Origin of the sequence: Pontixanthobacter sp. CEM42 (assembly GCF_017812015.1) — a bacterium.
Taxonomy (GTDB): Bacteria; Pseudomonadota; Alphaproteobacteria; order Sphingomonadales; family Sphingomonadaceae; genus Pontixanthobacter.
Genome location: NZ_JADQTN010000001.1, coordinates 842,696 through 858,911 on the forward strand (window position 1 = coordinate 842,696; position 16,216 = coordinate 858,911).

Annotated in this window: 13 protein-coding genes; 6 read left to right on the forward strand and 7 right to left on the reverse strand. The window is 56.5% G+C overall.

The window, feature by feature from the left end; all coding sequences use genetic code 11:
• Positions 1-6 precede the first annotated feature (6 nt).
• Genes J9777_RS04075 through J9777_RS04095 form a run of 5 tightly spaced genes read left to right on the forward strand, consistent with a single transcriptional unit; the run spans position 7 to position 7,663 of the window.
• Positions 7-1,392: a TIGR03013 family XrtA/PEP-CTERM system glycosyltransferase gene (locus J9777_RS04075; protein ID WP_209347486.1), complete on the forward strand. Its 1,386-nt coding sequence runs from the start codon at positions 7-9 to the stop codon at positions 1,390-1,392.
• Positions 1,392-3,512, forward strand: coding sequence for an XrtA/PEP-CTERM system histidine kinase PrsK (gene prsK / locus J9777_RS04080; protein ID WP_209347487.1), 2,121 nt, complete (start codon positions 1,392-1,394; stop codon positions 3,510-3,512). Before J9777_RS04075 ends, prsK begins: the two co-directional genes overlap by 1 nt.
• Positions 3,512-4,888: a PEP-CTERM-box response regulator transcription factor gene (gene prsR, locus J9777_RS04085; protein ID WP_209347488.1), complete on the forward strand. Its 1,377-nt coding sequence runs from the start codon at positions 3,512-3,514 to the stop codon at positions 4,886-4,888. The genes prsK and prsR overlap by 1 nt, the downstream gene beginning before the upstream one ends.
• On the forward strand, positions 4,872-6,650 hold the full coding sequence (locus J9777_RS04090; protein ID WP_209347489.1) for a tetratricopeptide repeat protein: 1,779 nt from the start codon (positions 4,872-4,874) through the stop codon (positions 6,648-6,650). The genes prsR and J9777_RS04090 overlap by 17 nt, the downstream gene beginning before the upstream one ends.
• Positions 6,651-6,700: 50 nt before the next feature.
• The gene (locus J9777_RS04095) at positions 6,701-7,663 is read left to right on the forward strand and encodes a bile acid:sodium symporter family protein (protein ID WP_209347490.1); all 963 of its coding nucleotides are present in this window, start codon (positions 6,701-6,703) and stop codon (positions 7,661-7,663) included.
• Here J9777_RS04095 and J9777_RS04100 read toward each other — a convergent pair.
• On the reverse strand, positions 7,635-8,708 hold the full coding sequence (locus J9777_RS04100; protein WP_209347491.1) for a DUF475 domain-containing protein: 1,074 nt from the start codon (positions 8,706-8,708) through the stop codon (positions 7,635-7,637). The two genes, J9777_RS04095 and J9777_RS04100, sit on opposite strands and share 29 nt — an antisense overlap.
• Before the next feature lie 64 nt (positions 8,709-8,772).
• Positions 8,773-9,645, reverse strand: a complete 873-nt coding sequence (panB, locus tag J9777_RS04105) for a 3-methyl-2-oxobutanoate hydroxymethyltransferase (protein WP_209347492.1) — start codon at positions 9,643-9,645, stop codon at positions 8,773-8,775.
• Between the two features lie 119 nt (positions 9,646-9,764).
• Here panB and J9777_RS04110 point away from each other — a divergent pair, with 119 nt between their 5' ends.
• Positions 9,765-11,183 (forward strand): sodium-dependent transporter, encoded by a 1,419-nt coding sequence (locus J9777_RS04110; protein WP_209347493.1) that lies wholly within the window; start codon positions 9,765-9,767, stop codon positions 11,181-11,183.
• Positions 11,184-11,262: 79 nt separating this feature from the next.
• Here the strand turns inward: J9777_RS04110 and phoB are convergent, their stop codons facing one another.
• The 5 genes from phoB to pstC all read right to left on the reverse strand — a co-directional run bounded on the left by phoB (position 11,263) and on the right by pstC (position 16,154).
• A complete protein-coding gene (phoB, locus tag J9777_RS04115; protein WP_209347494.1) occupies positions 11,263-11,949 on the reverse strand; it encodes a phosphate regulon transcriptional regulator PhoB in 687 nt (228 codons plus the stop codon).
• 102 nt (positions 11,950-12,051) lie between these two features.
• Positions 12,052-12,720 carry a phosphate signaling complex protein PhoU gene (phoU, locus tag J9777_RS04120; protein WP_209347495.1) on the reverse strand — a complete coding sequence of 223 codons (669 nt, stop codon included), beginning with the start codon at positions 12,718-12,720 and terminating at the stop codon, positions 12,052-12,054.
• Positions 12,720-13,511, reverse strand: a complete 792-nt coding sequence (pstB, locus tag J9777_RS04125; protein WP_209347496.1) for a phosphate ABC transporter ATP-binding protein PstB — start codon at positions 13,509-13,511, stop codon at positions 12,720-12,722. Before pstB ends, phoU begins: the two co-directional genes overlap by 1 nt.
• Positions 13,505-14,776 carry a phosphate ABC transporter permease PstA gene (pstA, locus tag J9777_RS04130; RefSeq protein ID WP_209347497.1) on the reverse strand — a complete coding sequence of 424 codons (1,272 nt, stop codon included), beginning with the start codon at positions 14,774-14,776 and terminating at the stop codon, positions 13,505-13,507. Before pstA ends, pstB begins: the two co-directional genes overlap by 7 nt.
• On the reverse strand, positions 14,769-16,154 hold the full coding sequence (gene pstC / locus J9777_RS04135; protein WP_209347498.1) for a phosphate ABC transporter permease subunit PstC: 1,386 nt from the start codon (positions 16,152-16,154) through the stop codon (positions 14,769-14,771). Before pstC ends, pstA begins: the two co-directional genes overlap by 8 nt.
• Positions 16,155-16,216: the final 62 nt, after the last annotated feature.

Consider the following 16,216-nt stretch of genomic DNA (forward strand, 5'->3'; position numbering starts at 1 on the left):
GGATAGATGATCCGATTATTTAAACATTACATACCGAATGCGGTCATGCTGTTGGCGCTGTTCGACCTTGCCCTGCTGTTGCTGGGCGGTGAACTGGCGTGGTTGCTGCGCGCATCTCAGATCCGGATGGATCCGGGGCCAATGGGAGAGCGCGGGCTCTCTCTGGGTGGATTCGTGGGTGTTGTCTGGCTGGCGATGGTCTCGGTGGGGGTTTATGGCAGCGATGCGTTGCGCTCTATGCGGTTCGCTTGCGCCCGACTGCTCGTGGCGGTCAGCCTCGGTATCATTGCGCTGTCCTTCATTGACTTTCTAACTCCCGGATCGACTTTTTGGCGATCTACTTTGCTCTACGCGATGGGCATATCGGTGACGCTACTGCTGCTCAATCGGCTGCTGCTTGGCGCATTTTTGGGTCGATCGGCGTTTCGCCGCAGGGTGATGGTGCTTGGCGCAGGCAATCGCGCAATGCGGCTCAAAAAACTGGGTGAGAACCCGGGTGCCGGTTTTGCAATTGTCTCCTTTATCGGAATGAATGAAGGCGCGCAGGTTGTTGAGGACGCAATCCCGCGGGCTGCAGTCCGCGACCTTGGCCAATTCGTGGAAAATCTGGATGCCAGCGAGGTTGTCCTCGCGCTGGAAGAACGGCGCAATTCGTTGCCGCTCAAGGATTTGCTGCGAATGAAGACGATGGGCGTCCACATCAATGATTTCAGTAGTTTCGTAGAACGTGAGACTGGCCGGGTCGATCTGGACTCCGTCAATCCGAGCTGGCTGATTTTCTCCGATGGTTTCTCATCGGGGCGGATGTTCTCCAGCGCTGCCAAGCGCGTATTCGATATAGTCGCAAGCTGCCTGCTGCTCGCGCTGACATTCCCGATCATCGCTCTGTTTGCGTTGTTGGTGAAGCTCGACAGCAAGGGACCGGCATTTTTCCGTCAAGAACGCGTCGGGCTGTACGGCCAGAACTTCCATCTAATCAAACTTCGCTCGATGCGCACTGATGCTGAGAAAGACGGTGCGAAATGGGCGGAGAAGAATGATCCGCGCGTAACGCGCCTCGGTAAGTTCATTCGCAAAGTGCGGATTGACGAGCTGCCGCAAACCTGGAGCGTTCTGAAAGGCGAGATGAGCTTTGTCGGGCCGCGTCCCGAAGTTCCTAAATTCGTCGGCGATCTGGAAGAGAAGCTGCCTTACTATGCCGAACGGCATATGGTGAAGCCCGGCATTACCGGATGGGCTCAGATCAATTACCCGTACGGAGCGTCGATAGAGGATTCGCGGCATAAGCTGGAGTACGATCTCTATTACGCGAAGAATTACACACCGTTTCTGGACTTGCTGATCCTGCTGCAAACGCTGCGTGTTGTGTTGTGGCCCGAGGGTGCCCGCTGATGCCCGGCGTTGCGGATCTTTCTAGTCTCGTGGGCTTTGCGCTCTATTTGGTGGGCGGTGCCTTCTGCGCGATTTCGGCTGTCTGGATCGCGACGCGCGGGGACAAGGACCGGCCCGATCATCAGGGTCTGATTGGCGCTCTCGGCCTGACTGCACTGTGGTGCCTTGTAGTTGCGGCTTTGGGACCAGCATCCTTGCCTGCACTGTGTGTGGAGATCGGCCGCAACCTGGCGTGGATATTTGTGCTGTTCCGCCTGTTCGCATTGGATGGCCGACACGAGTCTCTCAAGCCGATGCGGGCGGTCATCCTAGTTTTGACCTTCGTGGAACTGCTGCAAATCGGATTGCTGTTTGTCGGCCAAGAACTGGCGATTACGCTGCAATTGCACGAGTTGGTGTTCCAAATGTCGGCGTTGTTCCACATTATGGTGTCGGTCGGCGCATTGATGCTGGTGCACAACCTGTATGTCGGCGCAACGCCTACAGCTCGCCCGATGCTGCGGTGGAGCGCGGGTGGTCTGGCCGCTCTGTGGGCCTTCGACCTGCACTTCTTCACTGCCGCTTATATTGGCGGAGCGACCCCGCAAGAGCTGGTCATTATTCGCGGGCTGGTTGTTGGCCTGATCGCGATCCCGCTCGCGATAGGCTCGAAGCGCTCTTACGCGATTATGCGGTTGAAGCCGTCGCGCAGCGTGACCTTCCAATCCTTGTCGCTGCTGGCGATCGGCGCGTATCTGCTGCTGATGGCCGGTATTGCACAATCGCTGTCGGTTTTGGTTGGTGACCTGGGTCGTTTGGCGCAGGTCGGGTTTATTTTCATCGCGGTTGTTTGCGCGCTGCTTTGGCTGCCTTCACAGCGGCTGCGCGGGTGGGTCCGCGTCATTGCTATCAAGCATCTGTTCCAGCACCGCTATGACTATCGCGCGGAATGGCTGCGGTTCACGCAAACCATCGGGCATGGCGATCGTGCCAATGAACCACTGCAAGAGCGGATCATCAAGTCGATTGCCGACATCACTGACAGTCCGTCAGGCCTTTTGTTGCTTCCGGCCGAGCATGAGGGTTTTGAACTGGCGGCGCAGTGGGCGTGGAACACTGTCGAAGTGCCGTCTGACCCGCTCTCTGCAGAGCTGATCAAGCTGTTCGAGCAAGAGAGTTTCATCCTCGATGTTGATGATGCGCGCAAAGGCATCGACCAGCATGGCGAAGTGGGCTTGCTGCCCGAATGGATCAGAGACGAAACCAACGCATGGGCTGTCGTCCCGTTGCTGCATTTTGATCGTATCACCGGTGTTGTTGTATTGGCGCGGCCAGCGGATCCTCGCCGTCTCGATTGGGAAGATTTCGATCTTCTAAAAGTCGTCGGTCAACAACTCGCAAGCTATCTCGCCGAGCAATCAGGCCAAGAGGCTCTGATGGAATCGGCTCGGTTCGACGAGTTTAACCGGCGCATCGCCTTTGTGATGCACGATATCAAGAACCTCGCGAGTCAGCTCTCGCTCCTGGCGCGCAACGCTGAACACCATGCCGATAACCCTGAGTTCCGCGCAGATATGCTGGTCACACTCCGTAACAGTGCGGACAAGCTCAATGCGCTGTTGGCACGGCTTGGTCGATACGGAGCGAACGGATCGGAAAATTACCAGGATATCGATTTGTGCACAGTCGCGCAGCGTGTCGTCAGTCAATATGAGGGCGTTCACGCAGTTTCACTGATCCGCAGCGAGAAGACAAAAGTTCGCGCTGATTTAGAAGGGTTGGAGCAAGCGCTGGTTCACCTGGTACAGAACGCTATCGATGCCAGTGAGCCAGGTTCTCCCGTCTATCTTGACGTCAGCGCCGACGGCGTCCGCGCCCGCATCGAAGTGGTCGATTCGGGCGTCGGGATGAGTCCTGAATTTGTCCGCACCGGTCTGTTCAAACCCTTCGTTTCATCAAAGAACGGCGGTTTCGGCATTGGCGCATTCGAAGCACGTGAAATCGTTCGCGCCATGGGTGGCCGGTTGGAAGTCGATTCGCGCGAAGGTTTGGGCACGCGCTTCATTGTCAGTTTCCCGCTCTCCGCGGTTGCCGAATTTCTCAATTCTTCCGACTCCACTCAAACTGCCGAGGTTGCATAATGGCACAGGAAAAACCCGCTCCACTGCCTAAGCTGCTGATCATTGAAGATGATCCGGGGCTCCAAGCGCAACTCAAATGGGCATATGAAGATTTCGATGTGACCATTGTCGGTGATCGCGAAAGCGCGCTGACAGCTTTGCGCGCGGAAGAGCCAGCGGTCGTAACGCTCGATCTTGGGCTGCCGCCAGATCCGGATGGCACGACCGAAGGCTTTGCCGTCCTCGACGCGATTATGGCGCTCAAGCCAGAGACCAAGGTGATTGTTGCGTCGGGTCACGGCGCACGCGAAAGTGCGCTGCGGGCGATCGAGCAGGGGGCGTATGACTTCTACCAGAAGCCGGTCGATATCGAAGCGCTTGGTCTGATCGTTCGCCGCGCGCTCAATCTGACGCAGATAGAGGACGAGAACCGCAGACTTGCCGAGCAGGTTGGTGACGACAAGACCGTTCTAGGCACTCTCATCACTGCCGCTCCCGAAATGGTCAAAGTCGCTCGCACGATTGAGCGAGTGGCGAAAAATAGTGTTTCCGTAATGCTGCTGGGTGCGAGTGGTACGGGTAAGGAATTGCTGGCCAAGGGACTGCATGATGCCAGTGATCGCCGAGAAGGCGCCTTTGTTGCGATCAATTGTGCTGCGATCCCTGAGAACCTGCTCGAGAGCGAGTTGTTCGGGCATGAGAAGGGCGCATTTACCGGCGCTGTGAAAATGACCGAAGGTAAAATTGAGCAGGCGCATGGCGGTACGCTGTTCTTAGACGAGGTCGGTGATATTCCGCTGCCATTACAAGTTAAATTGCTCCGCTTCCTGCAGGAACGCACGATCGAACGGATTGGCGGCCGCAAACAGATTGCCGTGGACACACGAATTGTGTGCGCAACGCATCAGAACCTGGAAGCGATGATAGCCGAGGGGGGGTTCCGCGAAGACTTGTTCTACCGCCTTGCAGAGATTGTCATCAACATCCCTACACTGGCTGAGCGCCCAGGCGATGCGCCACTGCTCGCCAAGGCATTCCTCAACCGTTTCTCCGCTGAAATGAACCCGCAAGTGAAGGGCTTTGGCGCCGATGCGCTAGCGGTGATCGATGGATGGGGCTGGCCCGGTAACGTGCGTGAGCTCGAAAACCGGGTGAAGCGCGCCGTTATTATGGCTGATGGCAAACTGGTTTGTGCTGAAGATCTCGATCTGGATAGTGATGGCGAGGCGGATTCGCAGCTTCTCAATCTGAAGAGCGCGCGCGAGCAGTCTGATCGCAAAGTTATCCGACATGCGTTGGCGCGCAGCGAAGGCAACATCTCCAATACTGCCAAACTGCTGGGGATCAGCCGGCCAACGCTATATGATCTGCTCAAGCAATATGACCTTCACGCGTGATCTCACCAAGCTGAGGCCACTGGCTGCAGCAGCGTTGCTGTTGCTCGCGGCTTGCGGTGACACGGCTGCCGATCTGACGCCGCTTGAAAGCGCAAATGCAGCTCTTGCGTCTGGCGACGGCTTGGCAGCAGAGGTTGTATTACGTGACATGATGGCGAACGGCACCAGTCGCTCCGAAGTGGCAGCGTTTCTTGGTGAAGCGGAACTGCTGCAAGGTGAACTGGTCGAGGCGCGCCAATGGCTGGAAAGCGGCGAGTTTTCCGATGATACAAGCGGGCACGGTTTTCACATGTTGGCGCGTTTGGAAATGCGCGAAGGGAATTTGCCCGCCGCGGGTGATGCCTTCGACAAATCTCTCGCCGTCGAGCGTAAAAATGCCGAACTTTGGGTTGATATCGGCCGCCTGCGTTATCGCGGTGGCGAGCAGTCCCAAGCAGTCGAAGCGAGTATCTACGCAGTTGAACTTGATCCCGAAAACGGCGCTGCATTGCAATTTCGTGCGCAACTGCTTCGCGATTCCGAGGGGATGGCCGCAGCGATTCCGTGGTTTGAGAGAGCGTTGGAACGCAATCCTGACGACGTCGGTCTGCTAGCGGACTATGCGGCGACGCTAGGTGAACTGGGTCGCGCGCGCGATATGCTAGTGACCATTCGCAAGATCGCTCGCATTGACCCGGCGAACCGTCGCATTTTCTATCTTCAAGCAGTTCTGGCGGCACGCGCGGGGATGTTCCAGCTCGCGCAGAGCTTGTTGGCGCGCAGCAGCAAGGCTGATCGCGATATGCCTGCGGCGATGTTGCTTGCGGGCATTATCGATATTGAGAACGGCAATTATGCCAGCGCGGCGCAGGTGCTTGAACGGCTTGCATCTGCGCAGCCCGATAATCGCCGCGTGCGCCAATTGCTCGCGCGGGCGCTGTCGCTTGGAGGCAATGATCGTGAGCTGGTTTATCGCTACGGTGAGATTGCGTCCCGACCCAGTGCGTCGCCATATCTGCGGACACTGGTGGGCCGCTCTCATGAAGCCTTGGATCAGCGAGACCAAGCTGCGCAATATCTCGATACTGCCGCGAAGCGGCGTTCGGGCAATCTGGTGGCGGTACAAAGCGGCACGACATTGGATGTTGCGGAGGCGAGGGGGCCATCGACCGGCTTCGATGCTCTTGCGCTCGTTCGCGCGCGAATTTTCAATGGCAACCCTGAAGCGGCACGAACTGCCGCTGGAGGTTTCTTGGAACGCTTTCCCGGTTCATCCGATGCATTGTCGCTGGCAGGTGACGCAAGTCTGACCGCGCGGCGCTTTGAAGAAGCACTGGACCACTACAACAAGGCTGCTGCTATTCGTGGGCCGTGGGTGCTTACTCGAAAGCGAGTAAAGACCTTGCTGGCATTGGGCAGACAGGATGATGCCTTGGCTGCATTGGCTAGCCACTTGGTGGGTGATCCTGGAAATGCCGAGGCTGCGGGACTGCTGGCGGTGGCTGCCGCGTTGCGTGCAGACTGGCCAAATGCAGCAATTTTTGCGGATCATGCCATCGCGAATGGACGCGCACGCGATCCGCTGATGCTATCCCTCCGCTCTGAAATAGCATTGCGATTGGGGCAGGTCGATCTCGGCATCGGGATGGCCGAACGCGCCTACGCGATTCAACCCATGAGCAAAGATGCGACACGAGCATTGGCCATTGCATATCGCCAGCGCGAGGACGGCGAAGCATTGGCTGCGGTGCTTGAGGCCAAACTGAACCGGATGCCGGACTAGGCTATCAGCTAGCCTCGACTTTTCACGTGCTCGCGGGCAAGGGCGCCGCAATGCGCAAACTGTTCGCCGGAGTAGACCTGATGGTCCGGATGTTAATCCTTGCGATAGCGCTCGCGACAATTCTGCCGGCCACCGGGGCGGCACGCGATACAGCGCAGTTGGTGTCCAATGTTGGCATTTTCGTTCTGTTCTTCCTCAATGGGATTCGGTTGTCGCGCGGCGATGTCGCTACAGGCATTGGGAACTGGCGTTTGTTATTGCCGCTCATTCTCTGGTGCTTTGGCGCAATGGCGATAGCGGGATGGGGGCTGTGGGCCTTGAGTACCGCAATCTTGCCACCGCTGGTTGCCTTGGGCTTCCTCTATCTGGGAGTGCTGCCATCCACCGTACAGTCAGCTACCGCCTATACCTCGCTCGCAGGCGGAAATGTTGCAAGCTCGGTCGTTTCCGCGGCGCTCCTCAACATTTTTGGTGTCTTTATCAGTGCGCCAATCTTTGCCTGGTTTAGCGGCGGGGCAATTGTCGAACTTGGCTCTGACGGGTTGATCAAGATATTCGCGATCTTGCTGCTGCCTTTTGCACTAGGGCAATTCCTTCAATCCCGATTGAAAGGCGTTCTTGCAGACCACCCACTAGCAATCGGTTGGATGGATCGAATCGCCATCGCGATTGCGGTCTATGTCGCTTTCTCCGGCGCGGTAGAACAAGATCTCTGGAGCAGATTGGATATCGTTGCTTGGGGCTGGTTGACGTTGCTCGTCTCGCTAGCGCTGTTGTTCGCATTTTTCGGTGCTTGGTTGGTTTCAAGAGCGACTGCGCTGTCAGATGGCGACAGCATATCGTTCACATTCGCTGGAGCTCACAAAAGCATCGCCATGGGTGCGCCGCTAGCGTTGGTGATGTTTTCGGCCGATGAAGCAGGATTGATATTAGTGCCGCTGCTGATTTACCATCTGCTTCAGTTGGTCGTATCCGCGCCGCTGGCTAATCGCTGGGCTGCCCGTCAGCGCTAGCTGCAGTTTCGCGGCGATTAGACCGGATGGACCACCATAGCGACAGCCCGATCAGGACAGCGCCGATCAAGCCGGTTATCGTCTCTGGGATGTGAATCTTGGCCGAGAGCAGCATGATCACGCCGAGGATAATGATTGCCCAAAACGCGCCGTGCTCAAGATAGCGATATTGGGCGAGAGTGCCCTGACGCACAAGATGGATCGTCATTGACCGGACGAACATCGCACCGACCGACAGACCTAGCGCAATCACTATCATATTGTTCGACAGCGCAAACGCTCCGATCACGCCATCGAAACTGAACGAACTATCGAGCACCTCAAGATACAGAAACCCACCCAAGCCCGACCTTACGATCTCACCGGTTGCTCGTTTGCGTGCTTCTCGCTGCTCGATAATCGCGCCCAAGGCGTGGACGCCGATAAATGTTACGAGACCGAGAATACCAGCGGTCAAGAACGTGATGGCGTCTTCGCCAGTTAGGGTCGTCGAAATCCCGTAAACTAGCAGCAAGACCAGCCCAATCTCGACTGCGGGAACGCTGGAGAACCGATTGATTGCGCGTTCGATACTGGCGATCCAGTGCACGTCTTTCTCGGAATCGAAGAAGAATGTCAGGCCCACCATCGCGAGGAACGCCCCGCCAAATCCGGCAATGCCAAGATGTGCGTCCGATACAATCCGTTCATACTCATCGGGCTGATTGAGCGATAAAGTGACCGCCTCAATCGGACCAATATTCGCGGCGATGGCAACGATGGCGATAGGGAAGATTATCCGCATACCGAACACTGCGATCAAGATGCCCCAAGTGAGGAAGCGCCGCTGCCAAACCTCGTCCATCTCGCGAAGTACGGTCGCGTTGACGACCGCATTGTCGAAGCTGAGCGATACTTCGAGGATCGATAGCACAATTACGATCCACAGCAGCGACAGAGTGCCGCCAATCGTGCCCGTGCTTGCCCAGCCATACCAGGTGGCGAGCGCTAGGCAGATTGCCGTGAATACCAGCGAAAATGTATAATAACGCAGCAGCGTTGCCATGGGATACCCTGTCAGTGCTTGCGCGCGCTGCTAGCGGGCGTTTGGCTGACGCGCAATCAGAGCGTCACTTTTTTGGTTGGTATGTTTGTTCAGGCCCGGGGAAACTGCGATCGCGCACTTCTTCAGCGTAAGTCTCGACCGTTTTTTCGATCATACCTGCAATGTCATCATACTTCTTCACGAAGCGCGGCACACGTTCGAACATGCCGAGCATATCTTCGGTAACCAGCACTTGTCCGTCACATTTGGCCGATGCACCGATGCCGATGGTCGGGCAACCGATCGCCTCGGTAGTGGCGATTGCAATCGGTTCGACAACGCCCTCTATAACCACAGCAAATGCGCCGGCATCATCGAGTGCTTTGGCGTCGCTTACGATCTTATCCGCTTCGCTATCGCTGCGTCCGCGCGCCATATAGCCACCAAGGACGTTTACTGCCTGTGGCGTAAGGCCGACATGACCCATCACGGGGATGCCTCGCTTGTTCAGGAACTCAACAGTCTCCGCCATTGCTTCGCCGCCTTCGAGTTTCACTGCGGCGGCTCCGGTTTCCTTGAGCAGATAGGATGCGCTCTCGAAGGCTTGCTCTTTGGACGCTTCGTAAGATCCAAATGGCATATCGACCACGACGACCGAGTGGTAGCTGCCGCGAACCACCGCTGCACCGTGATTGGCCATCATTTCCAGGGTGACCGGAATGGTCGATGGCAAGCCGTAAATGACCTGTCCCAAAGAGTCGCCGACGAGAAGCATATCGCAATGTGCGTCGAGCAATTGCGCCTGGCGTGCGGTATATGCGGTCAGCATAACCAGCGGCTCTTCAGTGACCCCATCAACTTTGCGCCGCCGGATTTTCGGCACCGTCAGGCGTTTCATGGGTGCCGGCGTGGGGTTGGCGCGGCTGGTCGATGTATCGAGTTGGAAGGTCGTAGACATGCAGATGCTTCTAGCCGAGCGGGGGATTTGCGCAAATCCTGTCTCGACTAAGGCGTAAATTCATTGCACAAGCCCGGCATGACAAGCGCAAACAATGCGTTCTGGGAGGATTTTTAGAGATGGTAGCAGCTACCGGTTCATCGCGTGACGGTTGGTCATCGCGCACAGGCTTTGTTCTTGCAGCGGTGGGGGCCGCTGTTGGACTGGGAAATCTTGTTCGGTTCCCTGCAGAGGCTGCGGCCAATGGCGGCGGCGCATTCGTGCTGTTCTACATCTTCTGCATTTTGCTGATCGGCTTGCCGATTATGCTGGCAGAAACACTGATCGGTCGGCACGGGCAAGCGTCCGCGACTGAGAGCGTCAAGAAGATGGCGGAGGAATCCAAAGCCTCGACGGCTTGGTCGGGCCTTGCCGGCTTGGGCATTCTCTCCGCATTTATGATCCTTGCCTTCTACTGCGTGATCGGTGGGTGGGTGCTCTATTACATTGGTATCTTTGTCGCCGATCTGTTCCAAAGCGGTGTAACAGGCGGTGCGCTTCAGAATATGACACCCGAGGGCATCAAAGAGATATTCCCGACATTGTTGGAGAAGGGCTGGTTGATGGCCCTCCTTGACGCGGTGTTTGTGCTTGTGACGGTATATTTCGTCGCTCGCGGCGTTTCGGGCGGTATCGAAGTTGCCTCGGTTTGGCTGATGCCAGCGTTCTTCATGCTGCTGTTGGGTATTACCATTTACGGAGCATTCGGCGGAGCATTCGGAGAGGCCGTGTCTTACCTGTTCACGGTCGACTTCTCCAAGCTGACCGGCGATGTCATGCTTGCTGCAATCGGACAGGCGTTCTTCTCACTATCGCTGGGTGTTGCCGGTATGATGACCTACGGCTCCTACGTCGGCAAAGAGGTCAATCTGGCCAAGACTTCGACGATGATTTCTTTTGCCGATACTTCGGTCGCGCTGGTTGCTGGCTTGTGCATCTTCCCGATTGTTCTGGCTGCGGGCCTGTCTTCGGATGGCGGTCTTGGCTTGATGTTCGACGTTCTGCCACATGCCTTCCAATCAATGCCTGCGGGTTCTCTGATCGGCCTGGCTTTCTTCGTTATGGTCGGTTTTGCCGCACTGACCAGTTCGGTTTCGCTCATGGAAGGACCGACCGCCTGGACCATGGGCAAGTTCGATATGAGCCGCGCCAAGGCGGCAACGTTGGTTGCATCGATGGCATTGCTGCTCGGGGTTGCGTCGGCTTATTCGTTTAACGCGATTTCGGATTTCCATCCGCTGGGTTTCATACCGCTCTTTGAAGGCGAAGGCGTATTCTCTGTCTTAGACAGCGTGACGGCCAAGTTGTTCATGCCGATTGGCGCGTTGCTAACCGCTATCTTCGTAGGCTGGGTGGCTGATCGCCAACTTGTGGATGCAGAGAACGGGCTCGACGGGGGCTTGCACCAGTTCTGGCGCTTCTTGGTCCGCTGGGTCTGCCCACTTGCGCTGACGGCTATTCTGATTGTGGGTATTTTCCCATCAATCTTGGGTAGCTGAGTTTAATAGCGACAATAATAGGAAGGCCGCTCCAATGGAGCGGCCTTTTTTGTTTGTCCTTCAGAGGTAAAGTGCGGGCTTAGCCCTCCAGCGCATAGCCAGCAGAGCGGACTGTGCGGATCAGATCTTTCTTTCCGTCCAATTCAATCGCTTTACGTAGGCGCCTTATATGGACGTCCACAGTGCGGAGTTCGATATCGCTCTCGGTTCCCCAAACTCCGTCAAGCAGCTGATTGCGCGAGAACACGCGTCCGGGGCTTTCCATAAAAAACTGGAGAAGGCGGTATTCGGTCGGCCCAAGCTTGATTGGCGTACCTGCCCGCTCAACCTTATGTGCCACGGGATCGAGCCGCATGTCCCCGACTTCGATTGCTTCACCCGCGAGCACAGGCCGGATACGGCGCATAACCGCTGCAACACGCGCAAGCAATTCACGGGGAGAGAAGGGTTTGGTCACGTAGTCATCTGCGCCTGTATTAAGCCCGCGAATACGGTCATCTTCATCCTCACGCGCAGTGAGCATAATGATCGGGACGTGGGCTGTTTCTTTAGCGCGGCGTAGCTGGCGACAGACTTCGATCCCACTGGTACCCTCGATCATCCAATCCAGGATAATCAAGTCCGGAGTGTCTTCGGCAGCCAGAACAAGCGCATCATCGCCATCCTTGGTGCAGCGGACCGAATAGCCCTCATTCTCGAAGCGGAATTCCAGCAGCTCCGACAGGGCTGGATCGTCTTCAACGAGCAGTAGCTTGGCAGCGGACATGTCACATTACCTCAACGAGTCTAACCAGACGCGATTCTCACGACACGACTGTTACACGCTACACGGCGCCAAGATTGTTACAATTCGGCGACAATCACCGCTTTATGCGTCTTCGTCAGGCGGGTAATTGCCAGTTGCGGCGAAATGCACCATCTCGGCAACATTGGTCGCGTGATCACCGATCCGTTCGATATTGCGGGCTACGAAGAGCAATTGTGCCGCACTCGAAATAGTCGCAGGATTCTCAACCATATAGCTGACAACATTGCGGAAGATGCTGTTGTAAAAAGCGTCGACTTTCTCATCCGTCGCAATCACTTCGCGGGCCAAAATCGGGTCGCGCGCGGCATAGGCTGTCAAAACATCATGGACCATTTCAGCGGCAATTTCGCCCATGGCGGGTAGCAGCGTGAGCGGCTCAAAATGCTTGCGCTCTTCGACTTCTTTCACGCGTTTTGCGATGTTCTTGGAATAGTCACCGATCCTCTCGACCACGCCAGCGATCTTCAATGCTGCGATAACTTCACGCAGATCGTCGGCCATTGGTGCGCGCAGAGCAATGATCCGGACCGCCAGCTTGTCGACTTCGGATTCCAGCGCATCGATCTTCTTGTCGCGCTTGACCACACCTTTGGCCAGCGCGGCATCGCCTTTGAGCATCGCCTCTAGCGATTCCTGGATCGACAATTCGGCCAATCCGCCCATTTCGGCGATTAAGCCGCGTAGGCGGGTGATGTCTTCATCAAACGCTTTGACTGTATGGTCGTTCATTATCCGTACCGCCCTGTGATGTAATCTTGGGTCTGCTGTTCTAACGGATTGGTGAATATGTCGGAAGTGCGGCCATATTCAACGATATGTCCCAAATGGAAGAACGCCGTCCGCTGCGACACGCGCGCTGCTTGCTGCATAGAGTGCGTCACGATGACAATCGCGTAATTGTCATTCAAATCGGCAATCAGTTCCTCGATTTTTGCAGTCGCAATCGGGTCAAGTGCAGAGCAAGGCTCGTCCATCAGAATTACTTCAGGATCGACCGCGATGGCCCGCGCGATGCAAAGACGTTGCTGCTGGCCGCCTGATAGTGCGGTGCCGCTGTCGGTCAGGCGGTCTTTTACCTCGTTCCACAAGCCCGCGCGAACCAGCGAACGCTCTACAACTTCATCCAATTCTTCTTTGCCTTCGGCAAAGCCGTGAATTTTCGGCCCGTAGGCGATGTTATCATAAATCGACTTGGGGAACGGGTTAGGCTTCTGGAACACCATACCAACGCGCGCGCGCAATTGGACGACATCCATGTTGCTGCCGTAAATATCTTCACCATCCAGCGTAATGTCGCCTTCGACACGGGCGGTCGGGATGGTGTCGTTCATGCGGTTCAGAACGCGCAAGAAAGTCGATTTGCCGCAGCCCGAAGGGCCGATGAACGACGTCACATATTTTGACGGAACCTCTATCGATACGTCGTCGATAGCTTTCTTGTCTCCATAATAAACGGACACGCCCTGCGCGTTCATTTTGGCGTTGGTCGCCTCAAGATTGGGATGGATCTTTGTCACCATTTTTTCTCGAATTTGTTGCGCAGATAGATAGCGAGACCGTTCATCACGAGGAGGAACAGCAGTAGCACGATGATAGCAGCCGATGTGCGTTCCACGAAACCGCGGTCCACTTCATCGGACCACAGGAAGATTTGCATCGGCAATACGGTCGCTGGCGAGGTGAAGCCGTCTGGTGGTGTGGACACGAACAAACGCATGCCAACCATCAGCAGCGGAGCAGTTTCTCCCAGCGCACGTGCCATACCGATAATGGTACCAGTCAAAATACCGGGCAGGGCGAGTGGCAGTACGTGGTGGAACACGACTTGGACCGGAGAAGCACCGACCGCAAGTGCCCCGTCGCGGATAGATGGCGGCACGGCTTTGATCGCGTTTCTGCCCGAGATTACGATGACCGGAAGCGTCATCAGTGCGAGTGTCATACCGCCGATAATTGGCGTTGACCGGACCCCGGGGAACAGCGTTAGGAACACCGCCAGTCCCAACAGGCCAAATATGATCGATGGGACAGCCGCAAGGTTATTGATCGACAGCTCGATAAAGTCGGTCCAGCGATTCTTGGGCGCATATTCTTCAAGGTACAGCGCTGCCATTACCCCGATCGGAAAAGCGAGCAGCAGCGTCACGATCATCGTGAGCATCGAGCCCTTGAGCGCTCCCCAAATGCCGGCTGCCTGCGGGTCGGTTGCGTCGGAGCGTTCGAGGAACCCAAAATCAAAACGCTTATCGAGCTTGTCCTCAGCTCGCAGTCTGTCCGCCAAAGCTCGCATTTCCAGCGCGCCTTCGCCATCATATCCGCCTGCCAGGTCAGCCGACGCTGGCAGCCATAAGGTCGTTTTCTCTCGCAACAGCGCGGGGTTGGCGATGATGTCTTGGCCGACTTCTCGCCATGCATTGCCGCTCAGTTCTGCAGCTGCTTCCTCGCCCAACGATTCCTGAGCGTAGAATTCGAGTATTTCGGGCAAGCCCTGCGTTTCCAATATTCGCAATGCGTCGGGCCGCGCCAAAGCAGCGGGATCGGCAGCAATTCCGCCCTCGGCAAAATCGACCGGAACTGCCAGTTCGGCGCGCTGAAATCCGCCGATCCCGTTCACTGTCATATTAACGAGGAGCAAAGCGAGCACTGCGACTGAGAAAAAGACCGCAAACAGGCCAAGAAACCTGAAACGCTTTTCGGCAGCGTAACGCTTCTGCAAGCGTGCTTCAAAAGCTGCGCTGCGGGTGGCAAGACGCGCGTTGGTATCGGAGGCTACTGCGTCAGTCATAAGCTTCGCGGAACCTCTTCACAACGCGCAAGGCGATAAAGTTCAATCCGAGCGTTACCAAGAACAGCACGAAGCCGAGCGCGAACGCACTAAGCGTCGCCGGGTGATCGAAACTGCCTTCACCGGTTAGCATTTTTACGATCTGCACGGTTACGGTGGTCATTCTGTCGAGCGGATTTGCGCTCAGATTGGCAGCAGTCGATGCGGCCATGACCACGATCATCGTTTCGCCAATCGCTCGGCTGATTGCAAGCATGATCCCGGCTACGATACCGGGTAAGGCAGCAGGAATAAGCACACGCTTGATCGTCTCCGATTCAGTTGCGCCCATAGCCAGACTGCCATCGCGCATTGCTTGCGGGACGGCGGCAATGGAATCATCGGCCATCGATGAAACAAACGGGATAATCATCACGCCCATTACGAGACCGGCTGCCAATGCGCTTTCGCTGGAGGCACCGCTAATCCCAATCATGGCCGCCAAATCGCGAATGAAGGGCGCCACGGTGAGCGCCGCGAAATAGCCATATACGACGGTTGGAACACCTGCGAGGATCTCCAGCGCAGGTTTCAGCCAGCTGCGAACGCGAGGGGCTGCATATTGCGTAAGATAGATCGCGCTCATGAGGCCGAGCGGAATCGCGACAATCATCGCGATAATGGCGCCAATGAAGATAGTGCCCCAAAAAAGGGGGACAGCGCCAAACCGGGTTGGATCTGGATTTTGCGGATTGCCCATCGGGTCCGGGCCCCATTGCGTTCCGAAAAGGAAGTCGATCGGGCTGACCATGCCGAAGAAACGGAACGTCTCGAACACCAGACTGGCGACAATCCCAAGTGTTGTCAGGATCGCCACAAGCGATGCGAGCAACAGCGCCGCCATGACGGTTTTCTCTACCCGAGTGCGCGCAGTGAAATCAGGCTTCAGCCTCAGAAACGCCCACGTGCCGCACAGAAAGCCGATGATCAAAGTACTGAGAATGCCGATCAGATTGTAACGTGACAGTGCTTCGCGGAATGGCTCGATCAGCGGCTTTGCAGCCTCGTTAAACACGCCCGGCGAAGTACCGCTTGCAACGGCCAGCGCCTCGCGGAGCAGAGTGTCACGCTGGAAACCGGCTGCCGGGAGATCTGATGCCGCGGGAGACATCAAAACTGATTGCTCAACCAAATAAGGCGAAGCGACGAGCCACAGTGAAATGAACGCTGCCAGCGGCACGATGACCCACAGCGCTACATACCAACCATGATAAACGGGTAGGGCGGCCAATCGCCCCACATCCTTATCGCGGCGGAAGGCCCAAGCACGCGAACGGGCGGCAATCCAACCGGCAAGGCCAAGGCCAACGGCAAGCAGTAGGAGAATAGCTGGCGACATCGCTCAAGCAGATCCTAAAGTGTTGTGCCTGATTGCGGCGTTTGGGTTGTGCACGAGGAAAT

Coding starts and splice junctions, on each gene's coding strand:
- J9777_RS04075 (WP_209347486.1), top strand. CDS start 7: ATGATCCGATTATTTAAACATTACATACCGAATGCGGTCATGCTGTTG.
- prsK (WP_209347487.1), top strand. CDS start 1,392: ATGCCCGGCGTTGCGGATCTTTCTAGTCTCGTGGGCTTTGCGCTCTAT.
- prsR (WP_209347488.1), top strand. CDS start 3,512: ATGGCACAGGAAAAACCCGCTCCACTGCCTAAGCTGCTGATCATTGAA.
- J9777_RS04090 (WP_209347489.1), top strand. CDS start 4,872: ATGACCTTCACGCGTGATCTCACCAAGCTGAGGCCACTGGCTGCAGCA.
- J9777_RS04095 (WP_209347490.1), top strand. CDS start 6,701: ATGCGCAAACTGTTCGCCGGAGTAGACCTGATGGTCCGGATGTTAATC.
- J9777_RS04100 (WP_209347491.1), bottom strand. CDS start 8,708: ATGGCAACGCTGCTGCGTTATTATACATTTTCGCTGGTATTCACGGCA.
- panB (WP_209347492.1), bottom strand. CDS start 9,645: ATGTCTACGACCTTCCAACTCGATACATCGACCAGCCGCGCCAACCCC.
- J9777_RS04110 (WP_209347493.1), top strand. CDS start 9,765: ATGGTAGCAGCTACCGGTTCATCGCGTGACGGTTGGTCATCGCGCACA.
- phoB (WP_209347494.1), bottom strand. CDS start 11,949: ATGTCCGCTGCCAAGCTACTGCTCGTTGAAGACGATCCAGCCCTGTCG.
- phoU (WP_209347495.1), bottom strand. CDS start 12,720: ATGAACGACCATACAGTCAAAGCGTTTGATGAAGACATCACCCGCCTA.
- pstB (WP_209347496.1), bottom strand. CDS start 13,511: ATGGTGACAAAGATCCATCCCAATCTTGAGGCGACCAACGCCAAAATG.
- pstA (WP_209347497.1), bottom strand. CDS start 14,776: ATGACTGACGCAGTAGCCTCCGATACCAACGCGCGTCTTGCCACCCGC.
- pstC (WP_209347498.1), bottom strand. CDS start 16,154: ATGTCGCCAGCTATTCTCCTACTGCTTGCCGTTGGCCTTGGCCTTGCC.